The sequence below is a fragment of the Enterobacter quasiroggenkampii genome (assembly GCF_043972695.1).
GTDB classification, from domain to species: Bacteria; Pseudomonadota; Gammaproteobacteria; order Enterobacterales; family Enterobacteriaceae; genus Enterobacter; species Enterobacter quasiroggenkampii.
This window is the reverse complement of sequence record NZ_CP143745.1, coordinates 863,192-889,351: the sequence shown is the minus strand read 5'-3', so window position 1 is coordinate 889,351 and position 26,160 is coordinate 863,192. Positions and strand designations below refer to the sequence as shown.

Sequence of the window (26,160 nt, the reverse complement as noted above, 5' to 3'; positions counted from 1 at the left end):
GTTATTACGATTGTTGTGATGTTGTTGTGCAGCGCTTTATGTCAGTTATAGGTGTGCTGTTCGCGCTTTTTCAGCATACTCTGCTAAAACATACCCGATTTTTATGATTTTGGAATAGCTAATTTGAAATGAATATATGATAGGCCCGGCAGAGGTTTTCGCCGGGCATATGGCTTTAACGTGTCAGCGAGGCGGAGATAATGTCCAGCGCTTTACGGAACTGCACTTCGGGAATCGTCAGCGGATACAGGAAACGAATGACGTTGCCGTAGACGCCGCAGCTCAGAAGAAGCAGCCCTTCCTGCAACGCCCGCTCCTGCACCTGGCGGGTAAATTCCGGCGAAGGCTGACCCGTTTGCGGGTCGTTAAACTCCACCGCCACCATCGAGCCCTGGGCGCGAATATCCGCGATATACGGGCAGTGTTCCTTCGCTTTGTTCAGCACTTCCACCAGGTGATGGCCAAGATGCGCCGATCGCGTACAGAGATCTTCCTCATCAATCACGTCCAGTACGGCATGCGCCGCCGCAATCGCCAGCGGGTTACCTGCGTAGGTGCCACCCAGCCCGCCCGGCGCGGGCGCATCCATCACCTCAGCACGTCCCGACACCGCCGAGAGCGGCATCCCGCCCGCCAGGCTTTTCGCCATGGTGATCAGATCCGGTTTCACGCAGTGGTGTTCCATCGAGAACAGCTTGCCGGTGCGGGCGAAGCCGCTTTGGACCTCGTCGGCAATCAGCAAAATGCCGTGGGTATCGCACAGGGCGCGCAGCGCCTGCATAAAATCAGCAGGAGCGATGTTGAAGCCACCCTCCCCCTGAACCGGTTCGAGAATGATCGCCGCGACCTGGTCAGGAGCAATATCCGCTTTAAAGATACGTTCCAGGCTTTTCAACGCCTCAGCGGTGCTGACGCCGTGCAGTTCATTCGGATACTGCGCGTGATACACCGAGCCGGGGAAGGGCCCAAAGCCGAGCTTGTACGGCGCAACCTTGCCGGTCAGCGCCATGGTCATAAAGGTGCGGCCGTGGAACGCGCCGCCGAAGGTGATAAGGCCAGGACGTCTGGTAAAGGCGCGGGCAATTTTTACGGCGTTTTCCACAGCTTCTGCGCCCGTCGAGAAGAACGCCGTTTTGGCAGGGCCGTCAATCGGCACCCGTGCGTTGATGCGCTCGGCAAGCGCCACGTAGCCTTCGTACGGCACGATCTGGTACGCCGTGTGGGTAAAGGCGTGGAGTTGTTTTTCGATGGCGGAAATGACTTTGGGATGGCGATGGCCGGTATTCAGCACCGCGATACCGGCGGCGAAGTCGATGTACTCATTGCCCTCGACATCCCACACCGTGGCGTTTTCTGCTTTATCGGCATAGAAGTTACACATCACGCCGATGCCACGCGGCGTCGCCTGTAAACGCCGGTCGTTCAGTTCGTTGTTTTTCACCCTGTCCCCCTGAGAAAGTCGCCTGCTTAGCGCATCAGTAAGTGTTTGCCAGGGGGAGGGAATTCGCCAGAGCGGGCGCTAAAAAAACAAAACCCCCAGACTCTCATCCAGGGGTTCTCGGTGTACTTCGCGGAAATTACGCTTCGATAGCGGCGCGAAGTTTTTTCATGGCGTTCTTTTCAAGCTGACGGACACGTTCCGCAGAGACGCCGTAGCGGTCGGCCAGCTCCTGCAGCGTGGACTTGTTGTCTTCGTCCAGCCAGCGGGCGCGGATAATATCCTGGCTACGTTCGTCGAGGCCTTCCATCGCATAGCTCAGCTTGTTCGCGGCCTGATCTTCCCAGTTGTCCTCTTCGATGCCGTCAGCAAAGTTAGAGGTTTTATCCTGCAGATAAAGAACCGGTGCCATTGGCTGGCTGTCGGATGCGTCGTCGTCGGAGGACATATCAAAGGTCATGTCCTGCGCGGCCATACGGGATTCCATCTCACGCACGTCTTTGCTGGATACGCCCAGCTCGCGCGCCACCATTTCCACTTCATCCTGATTGAACCAGCCCAGACGCTGCTTGGTTTTACGCAGGTTGAAGAACAGTTTGCGTTGCGCTTTTGTCGTGGCGACTTTCACGATACGCCAGTTGCGCAGCACGTATTCATGAATTTCTGCTTTGATCCAGTGTACGGCGAAGGAGACGAGTCGCACACCCACTTCCGGGTTAAAGCGACGCACAGCCTTCATCAGGCCGATGTTACCTTCCTGAATCAAGTCCGCCTGCGGCAGGCCATAGCCCGCATAATTACGAGCAATGTGAACAACAAAGCGCAGGTGAGACAGGATCAGCTTTTTCGCTGCTTCCAGATCGCCCTGGTAATGCAGCTTTTCAGCAAGCTCCTTTTCTTCCTCGGCCGTTAACATCGGCCAGGTGTTCGCAGCCCGGATGTAAGATTCCAGGTTACCAACAGGGGCTAAAGCTAAAGTTTGCATTTCTTTGGTCATTCATTCCTCTCAGTGTTTCTTCTGGTCCAGGTTGTCCCCGTCAGGCAACAACCATGCCAAAGCGTTTGAGCAACGAGATTAGCATTCACTCTTTTATCAGACAGTGATTTTATCCACAAGTTCCAGGTGCAACGGTGAATAAATTACGCACAAAATGTGACATGGAGATGATAACAGGGGAAGAGACAACAGGGACGCTTTCCCTGCAGAGCGAACATCTCGGTGCAGGGAAAGATTATATCACGCTTTTATTAGTCGGGAGTAAAGTGACGTAAATGTTGAACGGTTGCCAGCCACGCTGCCACCCACCCAATCATCGAACACACCAGCAGCAACAACAGGCACTCATCGAACCCTAAGCCACTGATATCAAACTTCGTTCCGAAAACCTGCGCCACTTCAGTCACGGCAGAGGAAAGCCGCATCACCAAAATTTCTGACAATATCAGTGAAAGAAATGCGCCGGAAAAACCGAGCAGTGCGCCACCGTAAAGGAACGGTCGGAGGATGAAGCCATCTGTCGCACCAATCAGTTTCTGCACGTTGATGGTGTCGCGACGGGCGAAGATGCTCAGGCGAACGCTGTTGCCGATGACGAGGAAGACCGCCGCCACCATCAGCACGCCAATCATCGCCGCGACGCGGCCTACCAGCCCGGTCAGAGCAGAGAGACGCGCAAACCAGCTGTCATCCATGCGCACTTCATCAATCCCCTTAATGCGCGTGATGCGATCGCGCAGGGTGTTAAGCGAATCTGTCCCCTGGAAATCCAGCTTCGGGATCACCACCGCCACGGCGGGCAGCGGGTTCTCTTCGAGCATATCCAGCGCGCCGCCAAAGCCAGACCAGTTCCTGAACTCACCCAGCGCGTCTTCACGTGAGAGATAATTGACCTTCTCCACGCCCTGCTCGGCCTGAATTTGCCCAACCACCTGCGCCGCCGCGTTATCGTCGAGCGCTTTATCCAGATAGACCGTGATCTGCGGAGACGGATAATACTGCGACGCCGCCTGGTTGACGTTTTTATAGACCATATAGCAGACGCTTGGCAGCGTGAGGGAGATGGCGATCACCATCACCGTCAGGAACGTCGCCAGCGGTTTGCTTTTCAGGTCCTGCAGCGCGCCGTGGAACGCGTAGCGCACCTGCTCGTTAAACACGTTGGTTTTACGGGAGGCTGGCTTTGGCGCGGCCTTCTGGCGCTTCGGCGCATTACGATTGCCGTCACCCCCGCCCTGCGGCTTACGGAAACGGTCAAACCGGTTCCCGAACTGCCGAATCTGGTTTATTGCATCACGCTTATTCACCGTGGCCTCCGTGCAAATGACCGTCGCTCAGGGTCAGCATGCGGTACGAACGACGGGAAATCAGCCCGATGTCGTGCGTCGCCATCAATACGGTAACCCCCACGCGGTTAAACTCCTCAAACAGACGCAAAATCCCTTCTGACAGGGCATCGTCCAGGTTACCGGTCGGTTCATCCGCCAGCAGCACCGCAGGCTTGTTCACCACCGCACGGGCGATACCCACGCGCTGCTGTTCACCGCCGGAGAGCTGGATCGGGAAGTTCTTCGCTTTGTCCAGCAGCCCGACCTTATCCAGCGCCGCGGAAACGCGACGGCGGATATCATCATAGCTGGCGCCGGCAATAATCAGCGGAATGGCCACGTTATCGAAAACGGTGCGATCCATCAGCAGGTGGTGATCCTGGAAAATCATGCCGATCTGACGACGCAGGAACGGCACTTCGCGGTTTTTCAGGCGGCTGATCTCATGGCCGCCGAAAAAGATTTTCCCGGCGCTTGGCCGCTCGATCCCACAGATAAGCTTGAGCAGGGTACTTTTCCCCGCGCCGGAATGGCCGGTCAGGAATGCCATCTCGCCCGGCTGCAGGTGGAATGTGACCCCCTGCAGCGCTTGTCTCCCACCGAGATAGGCCTTGCTGACGTGTTCAAAGCGAATCATTGTTAGTCCTCTCGGGCAAATAATGCCTCAATAAAGTCGTCCGCCTTAAACGGACGTAAATCCTCAATACGCTCGCCCACACCGATGTAACGGATAGGAATGCCGAACTGGTCGGCCACGGAGAAGATCACCCCGCCTTTCGCGGTGCCGTCCAGTTTGGTCAGCGTGATCCCCGTCAGTCCTACCGCTTCATGGAACAGCTTCGCCTGGCTGATGGCGTTCTGTCCGGTGCTGGCATCAATGGTCAGCATAATTTCATGCGGTGCGTCTTCGTCCAGCTTCTTCATGACGCGAACGATTTTCTTCAGCTCTTCCATCAGGTGCGATTTATTCTGCAAACGCCCTGCGGTATCGGCAATTAGCACGTCCACGTTACGCGCCTTCGCCGCCTGGATGGCGTCAAAGATCACGGACGCGGAATCCGCGCCGGTATGCTGAGCAATCACCGGAATGTTGTTGCGCTGGCCCCAGACCTGCAGCTGCTCAACCGCCGCCGCACGGAAGGTGTCGCCCGCCGCCAGCATCACCGATTTACCCTGCTGCTCGAACTGACGCGCCAGCTTGCCGATGGTGGTGGTTTTACCCACGCCGTTCACGCCGACCATCAGAATAACAAATGGCGTTTTGCCTTCAATATTAAGCGGTTCGTCAACTTTTGCGAGAATTTCACCCATCTCGTCTTTCAGCAGGCCGTACAGCGCTTCGGCGTCACGCAGCTGTTTGCGGCTCGCCCCTTCGGTCAGATTAGTGATGATCTTACGGGTGGTTTCGACCCCCACGTCCGCAATCAGCAGTTGCTCTTCCAGCTCTTCAAACAGATCGTCGTCGATCTTCTTGCCGCGGAACAGACTGATAAATCCGGAACCTAAGTTTTCTTTGGTTTTAAGCAGGCTGCGTTTCAGACGCGCGAAGAAACCCTCTTTGGTCGGTTTTTCCTGCTCCTGAACGGTCTCTTCTTCCGGTTCTTCTTCTACCGGCACCACGATGACCGCTTCTTCAGCGGCCTCAGCCGCCAGCGCCTGAGCTTCCAGCTCTTCGTCGGTCAGATCTGGCTCAAGCGCCGCCTCTTCTTCCACCGCCTCAACGATTTCAACGGTTTCCGCTTCGGCCTGCCACTCTTCGGCAGACACCGCTTCGGCTTTCACCTCTTCCGGCAGCGGCAGCTCTTCGTGTTCGATAGCAGCCTGTGGTGCTTCGATAGCGGCTTCTACGACAACCGGCTCTGGCTTCTCGCTTTCCTGAACCTGTTCAGTGACCTCAACCACCTCTTCAGCAAAGGTTTCAACCTCTTCTTTGCTGTGCGCCGTTTCTTCCGCATCGACAACCGCGGCGGTTTCTACTGGCGTTTCAGGCTGCGACGGCTCTTCAACGGCATGTTGCTCTTCGGTTTTCTGTTCTGTTTCTTGCTCTTTTTCACCGAAGCCCAGCCAGGAAAAGAAGCCACGTTTTTTTTGTTTTGCCATCTGCGACTACACTCCTCGCGGCGCTATATACATGGAAGCTAAAAAAATGATGAAATAGTCTAACACTTTACTTAATTGACATCACCGCCCGCAATCGCAGGCCAATTGTTAACAGAGCTTTCCTGAGATGAAGAAACCCAACCGCGCCCCGGCCGGTCAAATTCGTATTATCGGCGGTCAGTGGCGAGGCCGGAAATTACCGGTGCCGGACAGCCCCGGTTTACGCCCTACTACCGATCGCGTGCGCGAGACGCTGTTTAACTGGCTGGCCCCGTCAATGGTAGACGCCCGCTGCCTGGACTGCTTCGCCGGAAGCGGTGCGCTCGGGCTGGAAGCGCTGTCGCGCTATGCTGCCAGCGCCACGCTGCTGGAGATGGAGCGCGGCGTGGCGCAGACGTTGCAGCAAAATCTGGCGACGCTGAAGGCGAGCAACGCGAAAGTGGTGAACACCAACACGCTGAGCTTCCTCGCACAAAAGGGCACGCCGCACACCGTGGTGTTTGTCGACCCGCCGTTCCGCAAGGGGTTGCTGGAAGAGACGTTATCCCTGCTGGAGCAAAACGGCTGGCTGGCGGATGACGCATTGATTTACGTGGAAAGCGAAGTGGAAAACGGTTTGCCGCCGGTTCCCGCCCACTGGGATCTGCACCGCGAAAAAGTGGCAGGTCAGGTTGCTTATCGTCTGTATCACCGTCAGGCACAAGGAGGATCCGATGCCGGTACTGATTAATCTGGGACGTTTGCTGATGCTGGGCGTCTGGGCGTTTTTGCTGCTCAACCTGGTGCACCCGTTCCCGCGTCCGATGAATATTTTCGTTAACGTGGCGCTGATTTTCACCTCGTTCATGCACGCCCTGCAGATGGTGATGCTGAAAAACGGTCTGCCGAAAGACGGCCCGCAGATGACGGGCTGGCAGCAGCTGCGCGTGTTTCTTTTCGGCGTGTTTGAGCTGCTGGTGTGGATGAAGAAGTTTAAGGCGCAGGTGAAGAAGTAAGGTGCGCGCTATCGCCCGGTGGCGCTTCGCTTACCGGGCCTACGAAACCCTGTAGGCCGGGCAAACGCAGTGCCGCCCGGCGTTACCGCTCCGGTGCAAACCCTTCGAATCGCGACCCTTTGTAGCTCAGCGTTCCTTTCTCTCCCACCGTCAGTTGGTGGTACTGCTGCGCCTCCAGACGGAAGGTCATCTCCAGGCCGCCCGTTTCTGGCTTAAAGCTCGCTTCATAGCGCATTGTTGTGCCCGCAGGCGTCACCTGCTGCTGGCGCGAGCGGCGGTCATTGAGCGGTTTTTCGCGTTTGTTCGTCACCACCACGCGCTTTTGCATCAGCGGTGCGGCATCGTTATCCGCCTTCTCGCGGCGCTGCTGCACGAAGCGGAACGAGGCGGCAATGACGATAATCGCCACCACGATAATGAAAAACAGCGGCATCTTGCTCATTCTACAATCCCATCAGATTATGCGGAATTCAGGATACCCTGCCTTCCCCGGCATTGCCAAACGCCCGCCCGCGTCACTACACTGGATCAGAAACTGATTATTCAGACTTAACAGATACAGGGAGTTAATATGCTTTGGTCATTTATCGCTGTCTGTTTTTCCGCATGGCTTTATGTCGATGCGTCGTACCGTGGTCCCACCTGGCAGCGCTGGCTGTTTAAACCGGTCACGCTGTTGCTCCTGTTGCTGCTGGCCTGGCAAGCGCCGATGTTCAACGCCGTCAGCTATCTGGTGCTCGCCGGGCTGTGCGCCTCTCTGATTGGCGACGCCCTGACCCTGCTGCCGCGCCAGCGCCTGCTGTATGCCGTAGGGGCATTTTTCCTGTCGCACCTGCTGTATACCATCTACTTCGCCAGCCAGATGACGCTCTCTTTCTTCTGGCCGCTGCCGCTGGTCCTGCTGGTGATTGGCGCCCTGCTGATCGCGGTGATCTGGTCGCGTCTGGAAGAGATGCGTTTGCCGGTCTGCACGTTTATCGCCATGACCCTGGTAATGGTATGGCTGGCAGGTGAACTGTGGTTCTTCCGTCCGACCGCTCCGGCAATGTCCGCATTCTTCGGCGCCGCGCTGCTGCTGATTGGGAATATCGTGTGGCTGGGCAGCCACTATCGCCGCCGTTTCCGGGCGGATAACGCGATTGCCGCCGCCTGTTACTTTGCCGGGCACTTCCTGATTGTGCGTTCGCTGTATATCTAAATAACGCTTGACTCTGGAGTCGACTCCAGAGTGTATGCTGCGGTTAATGAGAAAATTATCATTGCCGGAGACTGCCATGTCGACTCCAGAAACACCCAAAAAAGTTCCTCAATTCTCGGCGCTTAAGCTCAGTCCGGTTCCGCCGCAAGACGACTGCTGCTGCGAAGGCACGTGCGAAACGCAAACGGAAATGCTGCCCGAAAGCGGCAACCGCTACAGCTGGGTCGTTAACGGCATGGACTGCGCCGCCTGCGCCCGTAAAGTAGAAAATGCGGTGAAACAGGTGCCGGGCGTCAGCCACGTTCAGGTGCTGTTCGCCACCGAAAAGCTGCTGGTTAGCGCCGAAAACGACGTCAGCAAACAGGTTGAAGCCGCGGTAAGCAAGGCGGGTTACAGCCTGCGTAGCGAAGCCGCGCCCGCGGAAAAAACGTCATCCCTGCGGGAAAACCTGCCGCTCATCACCCTCATCATCATGATGGCCCTGAGCTGGGGGCTGGAACAGATTAACCATCCGTTCGGCAACCTGGCGTTTATCGCCACCACGCTGGTCGGTCTGTTCCCGATTGCCCGTCAGGCGCTGCGCCTGATGAAAAGCGGCAGCTGGTTTGCCATCGAAACGCTAATGAGCGTGGCGGCCATCGGCGCGCTGTTTATTGGCGCGACGGCAGAAGCGGCGATGGTGCTGCTGCTGTTCTTAATTGGTGAACGCCTTGAGGGCTGGGCAGCCAGCCGGGCGCGTAAAGGGGTCAGCGCGCTGATGGCGCTGAAGCCGGAAACCGCCACGCGCGTGGTAAACGGCACGCGTGAAACGGTCGCCATCACGACCCTTCGTCCGGGCGACGTGATTGAAGTCGCGGCAGGTGGACGCTTGCCTGCAGACGGTGCGCTGCTTACCGCCACCGCGAGCTTTGATGAAAGCGCCCTGACCGGCGAATCCATTCCGGTCGAACGTGAGGCGGGTGAAAAAGTGCCTGCAGGCGCCACCAGCGTCGACCGTCTGGTGCAGCTCACCGTGCTTTCCGAGCCGGGTGACAGCGCCATCGACCGCATCCTGAAGCTGATTGAAGAGGCCGAAGAGCGCCGCGCGCCAGTCGAACGCTTTATCGACCGCTTCAGCCGGATCTACACGCCCGCCATTATGCTGGTTGCCCTGCTGGTTACCGTCGTTCCGCCGCTGTTCTTTGGCGCGCCGTGGGAGGGGTGGATTTATAAAGGGCTGACGCTATTGCTGATCGGCTGTCCGTGCGCGCTGGTGATTTCCACCCCGGCGGCGATTACCTCCGGGCTGGCGGCTGCGGCACGTCGCGGGGCGCTGATTAAGGGCGGCGCGGCGCTGGAGCAGCTAAGCCAGGTCCAGCATATCGCTTTTGATAAAACCGGTACGCTGACCGTCGGCAAGCCGCAGGTGACCGGCGTGTATCCGCAGGACATCAGTGAAGATGAACTGCTGACCCTGGCCGCCGCCGTTGAGCAGGGGTCCACTCACCCGCTGGCGCAGGCGATTGTGCGAGAAGCGCAGTCGCGCGGACTGAACATCCCTCCGGCAACCGCCCAGCGGGCGCTGGTCGGGACAGGGATTGAGGCCACCGTTGACGGTAAAAAGGTACTGATTGTCGCGGCGGGCAAGTCTTCTACGCCAGAGGTGGAGGCGCTAGAACAGACCGGACAAACTGTCGTGACCGTCATGCAGGACGGCACCGCAAAAGGGAGGCTGGCGCTGCGCGACACCCTGCGCGATGACGCAAAAGAGGCCGTGTCGGCGCTGCATCAGTTGGGCGTCCAGGGCGTGATTCTCACCGGCGATAACCCTCGCGCGGCGGCAGCGATTGCCAGTGAGCTGGGGCTGGCGTTTAAAGCCGGATTGCTGCCGGCGGATAAGGTCAGCGCGGTGACGGAACTGAATGCTCAGGCGCCGCTGGCGATGGTCGGTGACGGGATTAACGATGCCCCGGCGATGAAAGCATCCACCATCGGTATTGCGATGGGCAGCGGTACCGACGTCGCACTGGAAACGGCTGACGCGGCGCTGACCCACAACCGCCTGACCGGACTGGCGCAGATGATCGATCTTGCGCGCGCGACGCGGGCCAATATCCGTCAGAACATCGGCATCGCGCTGGGGCTGAAGGGGATTTTCCTGGTGACCACGCTGCTGGGCATGACCGGGCTGTGGCTGGCGGTGCTGGCGGATACCGGCGCGACGGTGCTGGTGACGGCGAACGCGCTCCGGCTGTTGCGTCGCCGGTAAAAAAACGCCCGGTGGCGCTGACGCTTACCGGGCCTACATATCCTGCTAAATCGTAGGCCGGGTAAGGCGAAGCCGCCACCCGGCTTTTTTTATATGAAGTAGCTCATCGCCAGCCCTAAAAACAGCACCAGACCGACGTAGTTATTGTTCATAAACGCCTTGAAGCAGGCGTCGCGTTCGCGCTTCGCAATCAGCTTTTGCTGGTAGGCAAACAGCAGCCCCGCCACCAGCACGGACCAGTAAAACTCCCAGTTCAGCCCGTTCAGGCGACCGATCGCCACCATCAGCGCCAGTACCGCGACCTGCAGGATACCAATAATCAGCTTGTCCTGACGGCCAAAGAGGATGGCGGTGGATTTGATGCCAATTTTTAGGTCGTCATCGCGGTCAACCATCGCATACTGCGTGTCGTACGCCACCGCCCAAAGTATGTTCGCCAGGAACATCAACCAGCAGCTGAGCGGTAAGGACTCACTAACCGCCGCAAACGCCATCGGAATCGACCAGCCAAACGCCGCCCCGAGCACCACCTGAGGCAGGTGGGTATAGCGCTTCATAAACGGATACACCCAGGCCAGGGCCAGGGCCGCGACGGAAAGCAAAATGGTCATGGTGTTCAGGGTTAACACCAGCAGGAAAGAGAGCAACACCAGAACGATGAACAGCACGCGGGCTTCTTTCCCGGTGACCTGCCCGCTGGGTAACGGACGACCGGCAGTACGCTTTACATGGCCGTCGAATTTACGGTCGGCATAATCATTGACCACGCAGCCCGCCGCGCGCATCAGCCAGACGCCAGCCACGAACACGCCAAGGATCCACAGCGGCGGCACGCCCGGCGTGGCAACCCACAGCGCCCATAGGGTCGGCCACAGCAGCAGCAACGCGCCAATCGGTTTATCGGTACGCATTAAGCGGTGATACGCCAACAGCTTATTCTGCGTCAGGCTCCACTCCATTTTTTCTTCCTCTTAGTACAACGGCGATGCCGGTAAAAAAAGCTCCGTCAGAATTAACGGCTTACCGCTCAGGCGAAGGCGGGAACGACGCCCCCACAGTTCGGCATCACGACCAATCTCAATAAAATCCCGGGTAAGCTCAGACGAGGTGAAAAGGTAACGCCCCAGCGGCGTTTTCCCCAGACGTTGCAGCGCCAGTTCTGGCCCGGAAAGGGTGGACTCGGGCACCACCGTCCGCCCGGCAAGCCACGGCTCGCCATCGGCACAAAGTAAAATTTCACGCAGCCAGTAACGTGGCTCGTGCGGCAGCAGCGGCAGCTCGTTGGCAATCTCATCGCCAGAGACAAACCCTTCCTGAATCAGGGTCACCGTGACCGTTTTTCCCTGCTGCTCAAAACGTTTCGTCATGGAATCTTCCAGCAGCAACCAGTCCAGTTGCTGGGGATCAAGCGCAGGTATTTGGTCGAAATAGCGCAGCGCACGCAGTTGCGTTAGCGCAGGGTGTGACATGCCAGACTCTCCGATACATAACGTAATGGCATTGTATCGCAGAAACACGGATTGAGGGGGGCCAAACGTTATTTAACGATCACGATCGCAACAAGAGTGCAACAGCCCGGCGGAGACGAAAAAAAGTGCGCCCACTCAGGCGCACCAAACGACTAACAAATCAGCACTGCGGGGAAACGGTTACCCCTTGCCTTTTACACTGCTGATAAAGGTGGAACGGGCAGTGGTTGAACCTAAACGTTCGGCTTCATCAAGCAGTTTCAGCGCTTTATCGACATCGCCGCGCTTCACCGCCTGCTTAATGGCGTTGTTGAAGTATTCTTCGGTGTCGTTCAGTACCGGTTCCGCTTTCTTCGCCGGGGCTGGCGCTGCAGTCGCTACCGGTGCGGCTGTCGTGGCAGCAGGTGCGGTATAGGCAGGCGCAGCGGTATTACCTACGGTGACAGGGCCGGTACCGGAGGAGCCAAACAGCGGGCCGACCAGGACGCTGGATGCACTGCTGGTCGATACTTTCAGCTTCACAAGGCCGTCAGTGGTATGGCGGGCAATCGGGTCCGGAATATCCGGTACGGCGTTACCTACGCCTTTGGCATAGGCCTTAGCGGGATCAAGCAGCGTGGTGGTTTGCTGCAAATCTTTTTCCGTGGTGAAGACGAGAACATAAATTTTCTGCTGACCCAGCGCAGGCGTCAGGCGCATTACCCCTTCCAGGCGGTCTGCGCTCATGACGCCGGGTTCCTGATAGGTAAAGTATTCGCTCGGGAAGAATGCAGAAGGCGTCATGTTCTGGTCAAGAATCAGCACGTTCGGGGCAAAGACGCTGGTCTGTTTATTGACTTCACTCGAGAGCGTTAACGTCAGTTCGCCAATGTTAGCGGGCACGCTGTATGCGACCACCGGGCCACTGATGCCTGGAACATTAAGCGGTTGTCCCCCCGTCGAGAGCTGGGTCGTTTGGGCTTTAGATTGATCGACAGGCGTCCAGACCAGCTGTTGCAACGCTGCGGCCGGTATGGCTGGCGCGGATGTTGTGTTTTGCGGAACGAAATTCACATTAGCGAGCGTTACAGCAGGCGCGCTCGCCAGCAGCCCTGCGGATAAACAAAGGGCAAGGAGAGTTTTGTTCATTTTCATTGTTATCACCTCAAAATGCACAGGTCAGCGGTAGCCAGGCAATAGCGCGCCGTCCCAAGGATTGAGGGGCTTGCGCCCCTCAGTTTGGTCATTACGTCAGGTTAAGACGGTATTACCACCAGATTTCCATCTGGGCGCCGAAGGACCACTCGTCGTTGTCACCGCGGCTGTAGGTTGTGGCTTTGGTATCGCTTTTTGCAATGCCGTTGTCATAACCCCATTTCTCATCCCACTTCGCGTAAGTTGCGAAGACACGGATCGCTGGACGGGACCAGATGCTGTCACCGGCCTGCCATTGCTGTGCAAGGGTAATTTTGTACTGGTTGTTGGTATCGTCAGTTTTCTGCGACTTAACGTTGTCGTAGCCCACTTCAAGCAAGGTGCTCATGATTGGCGTCCATTTATACATTGGGCGCACACCCACGGTGTACCAGGTCGTACCGTTGTTGTCGTCACGATCGATATCCTGATACATACCGACGTACATCAGATCCCAGCTGTCACCCAGAGAGATCGCACCGTGGTCGAGAATACGAACCAGAGAGCCGTTGTTGTTGATCTTGTTGTCTACAACACCAATTTCAGCGTCTTTGTCATAGTTGTTGCCGGTGAAGGAACCCTGAGGAATACCTTTGCCCTGCGTGGTCATTGCATCGGTAGCGTACTGGACAACAAACTTGTTGTAGCCTTTCAGCATGCTCTGGGTATGTTCAGCGGTGAACATCCAGCCATCTTTAGATGCGCCGTCAGCGAAGCTGTAACCGTCAGTTTTGTTAGCTCGGCCATAGTCAACACCCAGCTCCAGCGTACCGCCCGGGTTGATTTCCATCTGCGCTAAACGCACATCGAAGACGTCGTTAGCGGTGTCTTTGAAGTTATGATAGATATCGTTGCTGGTGAAGATGTATGAACCACCCGCTTCCTGAGAACGGGTCGCGGCCAGAGACAGTTTACCGAAGCCCAGATCGACGTTTTCGATACCCGCACCAGGACCTGAAATATCCCAGTAGTAGAAGTCGATCATGTGGACGTCATGACGCTGATAGAAGCGCTTACCGGCCCAGATGGTGGAACCTGGCAGCCACTCAATCAGGTTTTTACCCTGCACGTTGGCTTCACGGAACGCAGGATCAGTGGCTTCCCAGTCGTTCTGTTGCGCCACGGAGTACGCTACGTTGGTGTCGAAGTAGAAGCTCTTGTCGCCTTCTTTCCATACTTCCTGGCCCAGCTTCAGTTCCGCATAGGTTTCACATTCGTTACCCAGACGGTATTTACTTTGAGCACCGGTTGCCTGGAAGCACTGTTGTTCGCCGCCACTCCCCGTCCAGCCGATACCGGAACGAGCATAACCATGGAAATCCACGGCCATTGCCTGAGCAGACATTACGCCCGCTGCGACGGCAACTGCCAGAGGAAGTTTGCGCAGAGTAATCATCATTCTATCTCCTGAGATCATTGCTTTTCTTTGAACACTTCACCTGTCGGTTTCGTGTCTTCTTTTGGGATTGCTTAAACGCCTGGCTCTTTGTGCAACCGACGACATGCAGTGCCATCCTCACGGAACAGATGGCAGCGCTCTGGCGGCAAGCCGATAGCGAATGTGGCACCCTCTTCTACCAACACCACGTCGTTCTGGCGGTAGACCAGGTTCTGACGGATGGCGGGGATCTGGATATGAATCTGTGTTTCGTGACCAAGCTGTTCGACGACCTGAACCTCACCTTCCAGCGTCACATCGGCGATGTGGCTCGGCAGTAAATGCTCAGGACGAATACCGAGGGACATGTTTGCCCCCACCTGTACGTTGGCGCTGTCGACCGGCAGCCAGACCTGCTGGCGGTTTGGCAGCTCCACCTGTACCTGTTCAATCGCGGTCGCGGTCACTTTGACGGGCAGGAAGTTCATCTTTGGCGAGCCAATGAAGCCCGCAACAAAGCGGTCTGCCGGGTAGTGATACAGCTCCAGCGGTTTGCCCACCTGCGCCACGCGGCCGGCATCCAGCACCACAATTTTGTCGGCGAGGGTCATCGCTTCGACCTGATCGTGGGTGACGTAAATCATCGTGCGGCCAAGACGCTTGTGCAGACGGGAGATTTCGATACGCATCTGGACGCGCAGGGCGGCATCCAGGTTGGAAAGCGGTTCGTCGAGCAGGAAGACGCGCGGCTCGGCAACCAGAGTACGGCCGATCGCCACACGCTGACGCTGACCGCCGGAAAGCGCTTTCGGCTTACGCTCCAGCAGGTGCGCCAGCTGTAACACTTCCGCCACCTGCGTCACGCGCTGGTTAATGACCTCTTTCTTCGCGCCGGCCAGCTTCAGACCAAAAGACATGTTCTCGGCGACGGAAAGATGGGGATAGAGAGCATAAGACTGGAACACCATGCCTACGCCACGTTCGGCAGGCGGGATGTCATTCATTCGGGTATCACCGATCAGCAGGTCGCCGCTGGTGATGGTTTCAAGACCGGCAATCATACGCAGCAGAGTTGATTTACCGCAGCCTGATGGGCCGACAAATACCACGAATTCACCTTCGTGGATGTCCAGATTGATGTCTTTCGACACCACAACGTCACCCCAGGCTTTCGTTACATTACGCAGCTGTACGCTCGCCATGCCCTTCTCCCTTCGTTACAACCTGTCACCGACAGAAACATTCAAGATAAGTTCACTATGGGGTATCCATTACTTTCCCGAATCCTCCACCCCCCGGCTTTTTTATGGGGGAGGAGGCGGGAGGATGAGAGAGCAGGCTCTGCGACCGGCACGGGCGGGCCAGGGCAAAATTCGTGAAGCCGCCTGCAAAATTCAGTGCGTTTTTATGTGCGCCAGCACTCATAACTTAAATTTATGCAATGGAGATCACACAAACGGGGGGTGGGGCGTAGGGGTTGGGAGGATGGAAAGAGGATGTCAAATAAGGAGACTGAGTCACGTTGAACCACTGAAGTCATACCACGAGACATCACCAAAAAGGATGGCAGATATGAATATCAAGACTGGCGCACGCGTTTTCGCATTGTCCGCCCTCGCAGCAATGATGATTTCCGCACCGGCGCTCGCCAAAATTGAAGAAGGCAAACTGGTTATCTGGATTAACGGCGACAAAGGCTATAACGGCCTGGCCGAAGTGGGCAAAAAATTCGAGAAAGACACCGGCATCAAAGTGACCGTAGAGCATCCGGACAAACTGGAAGAGAAATTCCCGCAGGTTGCGGCAACCGGCGACGGCCCGGACATCATCTTCTGGGCGCATGACCGTTTCGGCGGTTACGCGCAGTCTGGCCTGTTGGCTGAAGTCACCCCGGACAAAGCGTTCCAGGACAAACTGTTCCCGTTCACCTGGGATGCCGTTCGCTATAACGGCAAGCTGATCGCGTACCCTGTCGCGGTCGAAGCCCTGTCTCTGATTTACAACAAAGACCTGGTCCCTAACCCACCGAAAACCTGGGAAGAGATCCCGAAACTGGATAAAGAGCTGAAGGCGAAAGGTAAATCCGCCCTGATGTTCAACCTGCAAGAGCCGTACTTCACCTGGCCGCTGATTGCTGCCGACGGCGGTTACGCGTTCAAGTTTGAAAACGGCAAATACGACGTGAAAGACGTGGGCGTCGACAGCGCAGGTGCGAAAGCGGGTCTGACCTTCCTGGTTGACCTGATCAAGAACAAGCACATGAACGCGGATACCGATTACTCCATCGCGGAAGCTGCGTTCAACAAAGGCGAAACCGCGATGACCATCAACGGTCCGTGGGCCTGGACCAACATCGATAAGAGCAAAATCAACTACGGCGTGACGCTGCTGCCAACCTTCAAAGGCAAGCCGTCTAAACCGTTCGTTGGCGTGCTGAGCGCAGGCATCAACGCTGCCAGCCCGAACAAAGAGCTGGCGAAAGAGTTCCTGGAAAACTACCTGCTGACCGATCAGGGTCTGGATGAAGTGAACAAGGACAAACCGCTGGGCGCCGTCGCGCTGAAATCTTTCCAGGATCAGCTGGCGAAAGACCCACGTATCGCGGCCACCATGGATAACGCCCAGAAAGGCGAAATCATGCCGAACATCCCACAGATGGCCGCATTCTGGTACGCCACCCGTACCGCGGTTATCAACGCTGCAAGCGGTCGCCAGACCGTTGATGCCGCGCTGAAAGATGCTCAGGGTCGTATTACTAAGTAAGCAGAAAAACGGCGGGTAGCGCGTGCGCTTACCCGCCCTACGACTACGGCACGATCCGTAGGTCAGGTAAGCGCAGCGCCACCTGACGATAAGATTCCACCGTTGTAGAGGAAGAACCCCATGGATGTCATTAAAAAGAAACGCTGGTGGCAAAGCGACGCGCTGAAGTGGTCAGCGATCGGTCTGCTGTGCCTGCTGGTGGGTTACCTTGTTGTTTTAATGTACGTACAAGGGGAATATCTGTTCGCCATCATGACGCTGATTTTAAGCTCTGCTGGCCTGTATATTTTCGCCAACCGTAAAGCCTACGCCTGGCGCTATGTCTACCCTGGCGTGGCCGGGATGGGGCTGTTTGTCCTGTTCCCGTTGATTTGTACCGTCGCCATTGCGTTTACCAACTACAGCAGCACCAACCAGCTTGCGCAGGAACGCGCGCAGCAGGTCCTGCTGGACCGCTCATACCAGGCAGGCAAGACCTTTAACTTCGGCCTCTATCCTGCAGGCAATGAGTGGAAGTTAGCGCTCACTGACGAAGCAAGCGGGAAATACTATGTCTCTGACGCCTTCAAATTTGGCGGCGAGCAGAAGCTGGCCTTAAAAGAGGCGCAAGCCCTGCCGGAAGGTGAACGTGCCAACCTGCGCGTCATTACCCAGAACCGTCAGGCGCTGACCCAGCTCACCGCCGTGCTGCCAGACGAAAGCAAAGTGATCATGAGCTCGCTGCGCCAGTTCTCAGGCACCCAACCGCTCTATACCCTGGCGGATGACGGCACGCTGACCAACAACCAGAGCGGTGTGAAATATCGTCCGAATAACGACATTGGTTTCTATCAGTCCATTACTGCCGACGGCAAATGGGGTGATGACAAGCTCAGCCCGGGCTACACCGTCACCATCGGCTGGGACAACTTTACCCGCGTGTTTACCGACGAAGGCATTCAGAAACCGTTCTTCGCCATCTTCGTCTGGACGATGGTCTTCTCCGTACTGACCGTGATCCTCACCGTGGCCGTGGGCATGGTGCTGGCCTGTCTTGTCCAGTGGGAATCCCTGAAGGGCAAAGCGATCTACCGCGTGCTGCTAATTCTGCCGTATGCCGTGCCATCGTTTATCTCGATTCTGATTTTCAAAGGGCTGTTTAACCAGAGCTTCGGTGAAATCAACATGATGCTGAGCGCGCTGTTCGGCATCAAACCGGCCTGGTTCAGCGACCCAACCACCGCCCGCTCGATGATCATCATCGTCAATACCTGGCTGGGCTATCCGTACATGATGATCCTGTGCATGGGGCTGCTGAAGGCCATCCCGGATGACCTGTACGAAGCTTCAGCGATGGACGGTGCGGGCCCGTTCCAGAACTTCTTTAAGATTACGCTGCCGCTGCTCATCAAGCCGCTCACCCCGTTGATGATTGCCAGCTTCGCCTTTAACTTTAACAACTTCGTGCTGATTCAGCTGTTGACCAACGGCGGCCCGGACCGCCTGGGCACCACCACGCCGGCAGGCTATACCGACCTGCTCGTGAGCTACACCTACCGTATCGCCTTCGAAGGCGGCGGCGGTCAGGACTTCGGTCTGGCGGCGGCGATTGCCACCCTGATCTTCCTGCTGGTAGGCGCACTGGCGATAGTGAACCTGAAAGCCACGCGTATGAAATTTGACTAAGGAGGGCACTGAACATGGCTATGGTACAACCCAAATCTCAGAAACTGCGCCTCCTGGCGACGCATTTAGGCCTGCTGATTTTTATCGCGGCGATCATGTTCCCGCTGCTGATGGTAATCGCCATCTCCCTGCGTTCGGGTAACTTTGCCACCGGGAGCCTGATCCCGGACGAAATCTCCTGGGAGCACTGGAAGCTCGCGCTGGGCTTCAGCGTGGAGCACGCAGATGGTCGCGTCACGCCGCCGCCGTTCCCGGTGCTGCTGTGGCTGTGGAACTCGGTGAAAATCGCAGGCATTACTGCGATCGGTATCGTAGCGCTGTCCACCACCTGCGCTTACGCCTTTGCCCGTATGCGTTTCCCGGGCAAAGCGACGCTGCTGAAAGGGATGTTGATTTTCCAGATGTTCCCGGCGGTGCTGTCGCTGGTGGCGCTGTACGCCCTGTTTGACCGCCTGGGCCAGTACATTCCGTTTATCGGTCTGAACACCCACGGCGGCGTGATCTTCGCCTACCTTGGCGGTATCGCACTGCATGTGTGGACCATTAAAGGCTATTTCGAAACCATCGACGGTTCGCTGGAAGAAGCGGCCGCGCTGGATGGGGCTACCCCGTGGCAGGCGTTCCGCCTGGTGCTGCTGCCGCTGTCGGTGCCGATTCTGGCGGTGGTGTTTATCCTGTCGTTTATCGCTGCGATCACCGAAGTACCGGTTGCCTCACTGTTACTGCGTGATGTGAACAGCTACACCCTGGCCGTGGGTATGCAGCAATACCTCAACCCGCAAAACTACCTGTGGGGCGACTTTGCCGCGGCGGCCGTACTCTCTGCCATCCCGATTACCGTGGTGTTCCTGCTGGCGCAGCGCTGGCTGGTCAACGGCCTGACGGCGGGCGGTGTGAAAGGTTAAGTTTCATTTTGTTATGCCACTGCAACCCTCAACTTTAGACGTATTGTATTGACCCAACTTGTGACTGTTGTTAGGCGGCCTCCGGGCCGCCATTTTTTTATTCGCGTTTCAGCCGCTTCGAGTTACACAGCCAGAGGGTGATCACCAGCAGCAGGATCGCCGCCGAGTAGATCAGCACGTCGAGCGGGGATTTATGATCGACGATGATCAGCCGCACAATCGCGGTGATCCCGATGTAGACAAAATAACGCAGCGGGAAGTGAAAGCCGGACTGAAAATACTTCACAATCAGGGCGATAAATTCAAAGTAGAGAAAGTAGACCACCAGTCCTTCCACCAGCGCATATTTGCTGGTTTGTTCAGGGGCAAACAGCACATCCGCCAGATGCACCGTCTCCTTACCCAAAAAGACGACCAGTATCAGGCCAAGGCTCAACAGACCGAGGTTCAGCACGGTCTGGAGGATAGTTGAGATAAACTCAACGCGCGGGCGAGTCAGGGATGTCATATAGCACCTCATTCTCCAGGGCGAGGTTTCTGTATAACGCAAAAATGTGACGGAGATCTATATTTTTTGTTTATGTTTAGCGCACCGGAGAGGATTCCCCTCACCCCGGCCCTCTCCCCAAAGGGGCGAGGGGGAAAAGACAGCACCGAGCGATCCCCTCTCCCCTTTGGGGAGAGGGTTAGGGTGAGGGGCATCAGCGGAAGTTAATGTTCTTATCGCTCGTCATATCATACAGCTGGAACTTACGTCCAAGCTGCTGACCGCCGTCGCGCGTCAGCGGCGTCCAGCCAATGGCCGCGCGGCTGCGGGTTGGACCGGATGAGAACAGATCCAGCGGAATTGATACGTAAACCCCTTTGGTGAAGTCCCCTTCCCCGTACTCGTCCGGCGAGACGTTGGTGATGGTGGCATAGCCGCCCACCACGACGCCGCTGTCGAAGTGTTTGGAGATGTCCAGCGTGCCGCCCTTGTCGCCCGCCAGGTACTGGCCGACGCTGGCTTTCACCAGCACGTCAGGCGCGAACGACGGCGTCCAGTAGGCGGTCAGGTGGCCGGTTTTGACGCTGTAGTCGGTGAACTTCATCATGTCCTGGGCGCTGCGCCAGTCACGCTGTTTGACGTAGTTGGCATCAATCCCGAACGCCCAGTTACTGTCGACAGGACGATAAAGCACTTCTGCCCCCGCGCCGCCGTACATGGTTTCCAGATACCCGCCGTACACCTGGCCGTAAAAGCCGTTGCCGAAGTACTGGAAGTAGTTGGCCTGCAGGTTATTCACGTAGGCATCGTTCTGCACGTACTCACGCACGCGGGTACGCACGCGCGGCAGCGTCGAGTCTTTTGGCGGATTGGTGTAGTTGAACTTGTCGTAGTTGTTGGCGATGTTGCCGAACAGGCTGCCGGTGGTCAGCAGGTGGTCGGTGAGCCACAGATCCGCCGTCGCCATAACGCCCAGCTGATACATGTAGAAGTTTTCCGGCCCGCCGACGGACTGGTTCAGCACCGGATCGATATGGAAATCGAAGCGCGACTTGTCGATATACCAGCCCTGCTCGGTGGTCTCCGGCACGATCGGCTCAACGCGTTTTTGTACCAGCTCGGTTTCATGCCCAAGCGGTTCGCCCTCCAGGTGGCGCTTAAGGCTGGCAACATCCGTTTCCGTCGTCACCTGCGGCAGGTTGAGACGATTCTCCGTCACGCGGATCGTGCGGATCCCGTCCGGGAGATCGTTCATGATGATCCGGTTGGCGCGTTCGATCCCTTCACGCGAGTCGCGGTATTTCACCTGCTCGCCGGTGACGTACAGCGTATCGCCTTTCACCTGAATTTTCGGATCCGCCAGACCGGCATTGTATTTCAGCAGCGTCAGCTGGTTTGCCACCACGGAGTGCTGCAGAATCGCATCCTGCGGCTCCGGCTGGTATGCAGGCCGCGCGTTATCATTGTAGTGCGGCCGCATGTCGTTAAAGTTGGTGCGCAGCGTGAAGCCAAACATCACCGTATTGCCGCGCTCGTAGCTGAGGTTAACGTCGGCCCAGTCGGTGACGCGATAAATGGCGCCGACGTTAAACTTGCTCTTCTGCTCAATCTTCCCGGCGAAGTCCTGCGAGTAGTCATTCCCCTCGTACTCCAGCTTCAGGCGTAACGGCTGCCAGGGCGTCTGATATTCAACGCCGCCAAACAGTGACGCCGGACCGTGGAACATCTGGTCACTGTTGATGGATCCCGCTTTCTGGTAGCTGTTATCGCGGTAACAGTATTTATCGCTGTAGGAGCAAAACGGGTTTTTCACGTTGCCGCTGGTGCCAAGATAGCCCCATCCCAGACCGAGTGAGAAATCAAACGGTCCCCAGGCCTTGCTGGCCACGATGTATTCCGCGTCAAACAGGCCGGTACCGCCGATATCTTTGGCGCCCACGGAGACCTGCGGCATCCAGTAGCTCTCTTCCCACAGGCGCAGCTTGACGTCGAAGGCTTTATCTTTGTAGGTCTGATCGCCTGAGAACGCCTCGACGCTGCTGTATTGTTTCGTCCGCACGTCGGTATAGCGCAGGGTGGTTTCAAGCCACGGGAACAGCTGCACCGACGCCGAGTAGTAGCGATACTGGTCGTTATCACGGTAGTTAAGGCTAATTTCCCCTTCACGCGCCATACGCGCGGTGGGCGTTTGCAGTAAACCGACGCCGCCGAAGTCTGACTGAGACGGGCCAATGGGTGCCGGATACGTTTCTGCATGGCAGGCGGCACTCACGCAGAGCGCCAGCATGCTGTAGAGATAGGTTCTTTTCATTATTCCGGTATCCGCTGAATCAGGGAGTGAAGGATATCGGCGTTAAGCCCGTCATACGCCTTCGTCCAGAAATGGTCGGCAAAACCGACAAAAATAATGCTGCCCGGCATGGGTTCGATATGACGCTTATTCCAGTAAGCGACAGGGGCTTTTTGCGTGTGGCCGTCAGGGTAAACCACCCAGGCGTAGCTGTTATCCGCGCCGCTCAGCAGACTCTGCTCGTCGAGATAGCTCGCCACGTCACGACCGGGGATAAAGGGCTTCTTACCTGGGCTGCTGATAAGCCCCATCACGGTCACCGTCGTCGGCTTCGCCGGAAGCCAGAGCGTATAGTCCCCTTCCAGCGTGGGGTTGCCGTTTTCCGTGACGCGCACGTCATCCGGATCAAGATTGACGTTCTGTCGGCCCGTCACCTTCAGCGCCTGCAGTTGCTGACGGACGCTATTAATGGCCGCCGCGTCGTCGCCATCTTCCTGCTCCGCGAGTCCCGTTAGCCTGGCAAGAAGCGCCTTGTGCTGCTGTTCCGCTTCCACGGTCTTCTGCCGTTCAGCGATGACCGCGCCTGGCCACCAGCTGTTGGCGAGCCTTGGCTGTCCGACAAGATCGAGCAGATGCTCGGCGTGGGTTAAGGTTTTGGGTTTTTCACTGTCCGGCGTGTAGACCTTTACTGTCCCGGCGGACCATGCCAGCGGCGCGGCAAAACTGGCGATAAGCGCAACGTGAATGAGCGTTTTCATGATTTCGCCGCCTTGATCAGGGTGGTTTTGACCGGGAAGAAACCGGCACCGAGATACTGTAAGGACTGACGGATCTGCCCTTCCTCGTCGATCCAGAAGCGGTTGTGCCAGGTGGCCTGGTCGGTGGTGACCTCTTCATCCAGCACGCGAACCTGCGTTTCGTCGCTGCCGACTTTCACGCTGTCGGTGCCATCCCAGCGGAAGGTCGAGCGTGCCGTGGCGTAACGCACCTGCTTGTGTTCGGTCCAGCCCATCGTGCGCGTCCAGCCTGCGCCGTCGGCGATCTGGTTCGGCTTGATCAGCGGGTCGTCGGCGAGATTATTCACCTCCAGCAGGTTATCGCCGCCCAACAGGGTTTTCACGATACGGCCATGCTGCGTCACGATGGTGGCCTGATCCTGCGTCACCCATTTCTGCTGCCCGTTTTCATCGAAAGCGAGCACCACAAACAGTTGCGGGCCATCGTTAAGCTGCATGTACTGACTGGCATAGGGCATGTTCTGAAGTTCGTCATCGGTCAGATGCACGCCCGGTGTGCCGAACAGGCTTTCCCACAGTGAGTTTCCCAGCCCTTTAGTGGTGGCCGAGCACGCCTGCAGCAGCAGGCAAATCAGAATGATTGCAGGTCGCTTCACGACTCTTCTCCGAAGGGGCGAAATAACCACACCGAAGTGTGGTTATGATTAAAACACCCGCTATTACTGGGTGCTGGTTGTCGTGGTGGTCGTGGTTCCGGTGTTGGAGCCATCACCGCCACCGGTTGCCGCCAGCGCGACACCCACGGCTGAACTTACGGTGCTGGCGCTGGCTGCGGTAGAACTCCCCGCAGACGCAGACGTCGCAGCCGACCCTGCCGCTTCCCCGACCTGAACCGGAGCTGCATAGACAGATGTCGCCGCAAGCGCAGATATGGCAAAAATGCCATACAGTACTTTCTTCATAACAATTTCCCTTCAATGAATGAATGGAGATTTGCCCGAAAAGAATTTCAGGCGGAATCGAGTATACACAACTACTGCCGCGGGTTTGCCGTAAGGGGAAATAGGGAGAGGGTTTTCGGACTAATGGATAAAATCGAAATGAAAGGAAAAACAGGAAAATATATAACCAATAAAAATCAAGATGTTATAATATAGAGATATTAACTGACTTCTGCGTATTTTCTTAAAATAAACCGCAGCAATTAACGGGTTAAGCGTCTTTTTCGGATTAAACTCAGAACCAGAATTTGAGTTAACTAACAGACATCAGGAATTATCCGATAAAAAAATGCCGGCATTAAGCCGGCACGTTTTCATGACGTTTTAATTACGCACGCCATGCTTTATAACGGTTGATCAAACCATTGGTCGAGCTGTCATGGCTGGTAATCGCTTTATCATCACCCAGCTCTGGCAGAATACGGTTTGCCAGCTGTTTGCCCAGCTCAACGCCCCACTGGTCAAAGGTGAAGATGTTCAGGATCGCGCCCTGCGTGAAGATTTTGTGCTCGTACAGAGCAATCAGCGCACCCAGGCTGAACGGCGTGATTTCGCGCAGCAGGATGGAATTGGTTGGACGGTTGCCTTCGAATACTTTGAACGGCACCACGTGGTCCAGCGTTGCCGGATCTTTACCCTGGTCGCGGTATTCCTGCTCAACCACCTCGCGGGATTTACCGAACGCCAGCGCTTCGGTCTGGGCGAAGAAGTTGGACAGCAGCTTCGGATGGTGATCGGACAGCGGGTTATGGGTGATAGCCGGCGCGATGAAATCGCACGGTACCATTTTGGTGCCCTGGTGAATCAGCTGGTAGAAAGCATGCTGGCCGTTAGTACCCGGCTCGCCCCAGATGATTGGGCCAGTCTGGTAGTCCACCGCGTTGCCATTACGGTCCACGTATTTACCGTTGGATTCCATGTTGCCCTGCTGGAAGTACGCAGCAAAGCGGTGCATATACTGGTCGTACGGCAGGATCGCTTCGGTTTCAGCGCCGAAGAAGTTGTTGTACCAGATCCCGATCAGCGCCAGCAGCACCGGCAGGTTTTTCTCAGGCGCGGTGGTGGAGAAGTGTTTGTCCATCGCGTGCGCGCCGGAGAGCAGCTCAACGAAGTTGTCGAAGCCCACGGACAGGATGATAGACAGGCCAATTGCAGACCACAGAGAGTAGCGGCCACCAACCCAGTCCCAGAACTCGAACATGTTCGCGGTGTCGATACCGAACTCGCTGACGGCTTTACCGTTGGTAGACAGCGCCGCGAAGTGTTTCGCCACGTGCTTGTTGTCGCCCGCGGTTTTCAGGAACCAGTCGCGCGCGCTGTGGGCGTTGGTCATGGTTTCCTGGGTGGTAAAGGTTTTAGACGCAACCAGGAACAGGGTGGTTTCCGGGTTCACGTTCTTCAGCACTTCGGCGATGTGGGTACCATCGACGTTAGACACAAAGTGCATATTGAGGTGGTTTTTGTACGGACGCAGCGCTTCGGTCACCATGAACGGGCCGAGGTCAGAACCGCCGATACCGATGTTTACCACGTCGGTGATCGCTTTGCCGGTGTAGCCTTTCCAGCTACCGGAGATGATCGCTTCGGAGAAGGTTTTCATCTTTTCCAGCACCGCGTTCACTTCCGGCATGACGTCTTTGCCGTCAACGATGATTGGCGTATTGCTACGGTTACGCAGAGCGACGTGCAGCACGGCACGGTCTTCGGTGCGGTTGATCTTCTCACCGGAGAACATGGATTTGATGGCGTCCGCCAGCTCGGTTTCTTTAGCCAGATCCTGCAGTTTTGCCAGCGTCTCTTCCGTAATGCGGTTTTTAGAGAAATCCACCAGCATCAGGTCGTCGAAGGTCGCGGAGAACTTGTTGAAACGATCGGCATCTTTCGCGAACAGATCCGCGATGGTGACGTCTTTCATTTCATCAAAATGTTTCTGGAGTGCCTGCCAGGCAGCGGTCTGCGTTGGGTTGATGTTTTTCATTAGCAATACT

24 protein-coding genes are annotated in these 26,160 nt (G+C 56.7%); 7 read left to right on the top strand and 17 right to left on the bottom strand.

Annotated elements, in window-relative coordinates:
• Positions 1–175 precede the first annotated feature (175 nt).
• From V1572_RS04220 to ftsY, 5 genes are all read right to left on the bottom strand, one after another.
• Positions 176–1,441 (bottom strand): 4-aminobutyrate--2-oxoglutarate transaminase, encoded by a 1,266-nt coding sequence (locus V1572_RS04220; protein WP_048030200.1) that lies wholly within the window; start codon positions 1,439–1,441, stop codon positions 176–178.
• 136 nt (positions 1,442–1,577) lie between these two features.
• The gene (rpoH, locus tag V1572_RS04215) at positions 1,578–2,435 is read right to left on the bottom strand and encodes an RNA polymerase sigma factor RpoH (RefSeq protein ID WP_008500093.1); all 858 of its coding nucleotides are present in this window, start codon (positions 2,433–2,435) and stop codon (positions 1,578–1,580) included.
• A gap of 251 nt (positions 2,436–2,686) precedes the next feature.
• Positions 2,687–3,742, bottom strand: coding sequence for a permease-like cell division protein FtsX (gene ftsX / locus V1572_RS04210; protein ID WP_045909157.1), 1,056 nt, complete (start codon positions 3,740–3,742; stop codon positions 2,687–2,689).
• Positions 3,735–4,400 carry a cell division ATP-binding protein FtsE gene (ftsE, locus tag V1572_RS04205; RefSeq protein WP_025758973.1) on the bottom strand — a complete coding sequence of 222 codons (666 nt, stop codon included), beginning with the start codon at positions 4,398–4,400 and terminating at the stop codon, positions 3,735–3,737. The genes ftsX and ftsE overlap by 8 nt, the downstream gene beginning before the upstream one ends.
• Before the next feature lie 2 nt (positions 4,401–4,402).
• Positions 4,403–5,863, bottom strand: a complete 1,461-nt coding sequence (gene ftsY / locus V1572_RS04200) for a signal recognition particle-docking protein FtsY (protein WP_395299728.1) — start codon at positions 5,861–5,863, stop codon at positions 4,403–4,405.
• 127 nt (positions 5,864–5,990) lie between these two features.
• Between ftsY and rsmD the strand changes: the two genes are divergently transcribed.
• Both rsmD and V1572_RS04190 read left to right on the top strand, forming a co-directional pair.
• Entirely contained in the window at positions 5,991–6,593 is a 603-nt protein-coding gene (gene rsmD / locus V1572_RS04195) for a 16S rRNA (guanine(966)-N(2))-methyltransferase (protein WP_008500089.1), read from the top strand.
• On the top strand, positions 6,577–6,858 hold the full coding sequence (locus V1572_RS04190; protein WP_235401079.1) for a DUF1145 family protein: 282 nt from the start codon (positions 6,577–6,579) through the stop codon (positions 6,856–6,858). The genes rsmD and V1572_RS04190 overlap by 17 nt, the downstream gene beginning before the upstream one ends.
• An 82-nt stretch (positions 6,859–6,940) precedes the next feature.
• On the opposite strand, the gene V1572_RS04185 is transcribed toward V1572_RS04190, so the two are convergent.
• Positions 6,941–7,300, bottom strand: coding sequence for a DUF2500 domain-containing protein (locus tag V1572_RS04185; protein ID WP_048030196.1), 360 nt, complete (start codon positions 7,298–7,300; stop codon positions 6,941–6,943).
• Positions 7,301–7,429: 129 nt separating this feature from the next.
• Here V1572_RS04185 and V1572_RS04180 point away from each other — a divergent pair, with 129 nt between their 5' ends.
• Positions 7,430–8,056: a lysoplasmalogenase gene (locus tag V1572_RS04180; protein WP_045909154.1), complete on the top strand. Its 627-nt coding sequence runs from the start codon at positions 7,430–7,432 to the stop codon at positions 8,054–8,056.
• A gap of 76 nt (positions 8,057–8,132) precedes the next feature.
• Entirely contained in the window at positions 8,133–10,304 is a 2,172-nt protein-coding gene (gene zntA / locus V1572_RS04175) for a Zn(II)/Cd(II)/Pb(II) translocating P-type ATPase ZntA (RefSeq protein ID WP_395299727.1), read from the top strand.
• An 89-nt stretch (positions 10,305–10,393) separates the two neighbouring features.
• On the opposite strand, the gene ubiA is transcribed toward zntA, so the two are convergent.
• The 5 genes from ubiA to malK form a co-directional block, all read right to left on the bottom strand.
• Complete coding sequence (gene ubiA / locus V1572_RS04170; RefSeq protein WP_048030191.1) at positions 10,394–11,263, bottom strand: 4-hydroxybenzoate octaprenyltransferase; 870 nt, start codon at positions 11,261–11,263, stop codon at positions 10,394–10,396.
• Positions 11,264–11,275: 12 nt separating this feature from the next.
• Positions 11,276–11,773, bottom strand: coding sequence for a chorismate lyase (gene ubiC / locus V1572_RS04165; RefSeq protein ID WP_021242729.1), 498 nt, complete (start codon positions 11,771–11,773; stop codon positions 11,276–11,278).
• 180 nt (positions 11,774–11,953) lie between these two features.
• Entirely contained in the window at positions 11,954–12,907 is a 954-nt protein-coding gene (malM, locus tag V1572_RS04160) for a maltose operon protein MalM (protein ID WP_048030189.1), read from the bottom strand.
• A gap of 112 nt (positions 12,908–13,019) precedes the next feature.
• Positions 13,020–14,345 (bottom strand): maltoporin, encoded by a 1,326-nt coding sequence (locus V1572_RS04155; RefSeq protein WP_074168353.1) that lies wholly within the window; start codon positions 14,343–14,345, stop codon positions 13,020–13,022.
• A 71-nt stretch (positions 14,346–14,416) separates the two neighbouring features.
• Positions 14,417–15,526 (bottom strand): maltose/maltodextrin ABC transporter ATP-binding protein MalK, encoded by a 1,110-nt coding sequence (gene malK, locus V1572_RS04150; protein WP_008500080.1) that lies wholly within the window; start codon positions 15,524–15,526, stop codon positions 14,417–14,419.
• 370 nt (positions 15,527–15,896) lie between these two features.
• Here malK and malE point away from each other — a divergent pair, with 370 nt between their 5' ends.
• The 3 genes from malE to malG all read left to right on the top strand — a co-directional run bounded on the left by malE (position 15,897) and on the right by malG (position 19,657).
• On the top strand, positions 15,897–17,087 hold the full coding sequence (gene malE / locus V1572_RS04145; RefSeq protein WP_045909150.1) for a maltose/maltodextrin ABC transporter substrate-binding protein MalE: 1,191 nt from the start codon (positions 15,897–15,899) through the stop codon (positions 17,085–17,087).
• Between the two features lie 120 nt (positions 17,088–17,207).
• Positions 17,208–18,752 carry a maltose ABC transporter permease MalF gene (malF, locus tag V1572_RS04140; protein WP_395299726.1) on the top strand — a complete coding sequence of 515 codons (1,545 nt, stop codon included), beginning with the start codon at positions 17,208–17,210 and terminating at the stop codon, positions 18,750–18,752.
• 14 nt (positions 18,753–18,766) lie between these two features.
• Positions 18,767–19,657: a maltose ABC transporter permease MalG gene (malG, locus tag V1572_RS04135; RefSeq protein ID WP_008500077.1), complete on the top strand. Its 891-nt coding sequence runs from the start codon at positions 18,767–18,769 to the stop codon at positions 19,655–19,657.
• Between the two features lie 97 nt (positions 19,658–19,754).
• Here malG and psiE read toward each other — a convergent pair whose 3' ends face one another.
• The 6 genes from psiE to pgi form a co-directional block, all read right to left on the bottom strand.
• A complete protein-coding gene (psiE, locus tag V1572_RS04130; RefSeq protein WP_000202963.1) occupies positions 19,755–20,165 on the bottom strand; it encodes a phosphate-starvation-inducible protein PsiE in 411 nt (136 codons plus the stop codon).
• Positions 20,166–20,358: 193 nt separating this feature from the next.
• Positions 20,359–22,455, bottom strand: a complete 2,097-nt coding sequence (locus tag V1572_RS04125) for a YjbH domain-containing protein (protein ID WP_395299725.1) — start codon at positions 22,453–22,455, stop codon at positions 20,359–20,361.
• Positions 22,455–23,192, bottom strand: coding sequence for a capsule biosynthesis GfcC D2 domain-containing protein (locus V1572_RS04120; protein WP_395299724.1), 738 nt, complete (start codon positions 23,190–23,192; stop codon positions 22,455–22,457). Before V1572_RS04120 ends, V1572_RS04125 begins: the two co-directional genes overlap by 1 nt.
• The gene (locus tag V1572_RS04115; RefSeq protein ID WP_008503424.1) at positions 23,189–23,827 is read right to left on the bottom strand and encodes a YjbF family lipoprotein; all 639 of its coding nucleotides are present in this window, start codon (positions 23,825–23,827) and stop codon (positions 23,189–23,191) included. The genes V1572_RS04120 and V1572_RS04115 overlap by 4 nt, the downstream gene beginning before the upstream one ends.
• Before the next feature lie 63 nt (positions 23,828–23,890).
• Entirely contained in the window at positions 23,891–24,133 is a 243-nt protein-coding gene (gene yjbE / locus V1572_RS04110; protein ID WP_008503423.1) for an exopolysaccharide production protein YjbE, read from the bottom strand.
• 367 nt (positions 24,134–24,500) lie between these two features.
• Entirely contained in the window at positions 24,501–26,150 is a 1,650-nt protein-coding gene (gene pgi, locus V1572_RS04105) for a glucose-6-phosphate isomerase (RefSeq protein ID WP_045909146.1), read from the bottom strand.
• Between the last annotated feature and the right edge of the window lie 10 nt (positions 26,151–26,160).

Coding starts and splice junctions, on each gene's coding strand:
- ftsY (WP_395299728.1), bottom strand. CDS start 5,863: ATGGCAAAACAAAAAAAACGTGGCTTCTTTTCCTGGCTGGGCTTCGGT.
- V1572_RS04120 (WP_395299724.1), bottom strand. CDS start 23,192: ATGAAAACGCTCATTCACGTTGCGCTTATCGCCAGTTTTGCCGCGCCG.
- malE (WP_045909150.1), top strand. CDS start 15,897: ATGAATATCAAGACTGGCGCACGCGTTTTCGCATTGTCCGCCCTCGCA.
- malM (WP_048030189.1), bottom strand. CDS start 12,907: ATGAAAATGAACAAAACTCTCCTTGCCCTTTGTTTATCCGCAGGGCTG.
- malG (WP_008500077.1), top strand. CDS start 18,767: ATGGCTATGGTACAACCCAAATCTCAGAAACTGCGCCTCCTGGCGACG.
- pgi (WP_045909146.1), bottom strand. CDS start 26,150: ATGAAAAACATCAACCCAACGCAGACCGCTGCCTGGCAGGCACTCCAG.
- malK (WP_008500080.1), bottom strand. CDS start 15,526: ATGGCGAGCGTACAGCTGCGTAATGTAACGAAAGCCTGGGGTGACGTT.
- yjbE (WP_008503423.1), bottom strand. CDS start 24,133: ATGAAGAAAGTACTGTATGGCATTTTTGCCATATCTGCGCTTGCGGCG.
- V1572_RS04180 (WP_045909154.1), top strand. CDS start 7,430: ATGCTTTGGTCATTTATCGCTGTCTGTTTTTCCGCATGGCTTTATGTC.
- rpoH (WP_008500093.1), bottom strand. CDS start 2,435: ATGACCAAAGAAATGCAAACTTTAGCTTTAGCCCCTGTTGGTAACCTG.
- V1572_RS04155 (WP_074168353.1), bottom strand. CDS start 14,345: ATGATGATTACTCTGCGCAAACTTCCTCTGGCAGTTGCCGTCGCAGCG.
- malF (WP_395299726.1), top strand. CDS start 17,208: ATGGATGTCATTAAAAAGAAACGCTGGTGGCAAAGCGACGCGCTGAAG.
- ubiC (WP_021242729.1), bottom strand. CDS start 11,773: ATGTCACACCCTGCGCTAACGCAACTGCGTGCGCTGCGCTATTTCGAC.
- V1572_RS04190 (WP_235401079.1), top strand. CDS start 6,577: ATGCCGGTACTGATTAATCTGGGACGTTTGCTGATGCTGGGCGTCTGG.
- rsmD (WP_008500089.1), top strand. CDS start 5,991: ATGAAGAAACCCAACCGCGCCCCGGCCGGTCAAATTCGTATTATCGGC.
- psiE (WP_000202963.1), bottom strand. CDS start 20,165: ATGACATCCCTGACTCGCCCGCGCGTTGAGTTTATCTCAACTATCCTC.
- ftsE (WP_025758973.1), bottom strand. CDS start 4,400: ATGATTCGCTTTGAACACGTCAGCAAGGCCTATCTCGGTGGGAGACAA.
- V1572_RS04185 (WP_048030196.1), bottom strand. CDS start 7,300: ATGAGCAAGATGCCGCTGTTTTTCATTATCGTGGTGGCGATTATCGTC.
- zntA (WP_395299727.1), top strand. CDS start 8,133: ATGTCGACTCCAGAAACACCCAAAAAAGTTCCTCAATTCTCGGCGCTT.
- ubiA (WP_048030191.1), bottom strand. CDS start 11,263: ATGGAGTGGAGCCTGACGCAGAATAAGCTGTTGGCGTATCACCGCTTA.
- V1572_RS04125 (WP_395299725.1), bottom strand. CDS start 22,455: ATGAAAAGAACCTATCTCTACAGCATGCTGGCGCTCTGCGTGAGTGCC.